Annotated in this window: 1 protein-coding gene; it reads left to right on the forward strand. The window is 50.0% G+C overall.

What is annotated here, in order from left to right:
* Positions 1-326 (forward strand): IS66 family transposase zinc-finger binding domain-containing protein (locus AB4209_RS12495; protein ID WP_372056066.1); only part of this gene is annotated, 326 nt, incomplete at both ends.

The following is a 326-nucleotide window of genomic DNA, read 5'->3' on the forward strand; positions in this document are numbered from 1 at the left end:
CATAGCCTGCATAAAATCGGGGAAGACCGCAGCGAGAAGCTAGAGTTCACGCCAGCGGTACTCAAAGTGTTGGAATATGTTCGTCCTAAGTACGCTTGCCGCCAGTGCGAGAAAACAGGCGACAGCAGCCGAATCGTTCAGAAGCCATCCCCTCAGAGCCTCATCCCTAAAAGCTTCGCCACAGAAAGTTTGCTGACCAACATCATTCTTGGAAAATACCAATACGCGATGCCACTTTATCGTCAAGAATCGCTGTTTAACCAGTCGGGTATCGAGCTATCACGTACCACCATGGCTAGGTGGGTCATCCAAGTCAGTGAGAAGTT

The sequence above is a fragment of the Vibrio sp. 10N.286.48.C11 genome (assembly GCF_041469805.1).
Classification (GTDB): Bacteria; Pseudomonadota; Gammaproteobacteria; order Enterobacterales; family Vibrionaceae; genus Vibrio; species Vibrio crassostreae_C.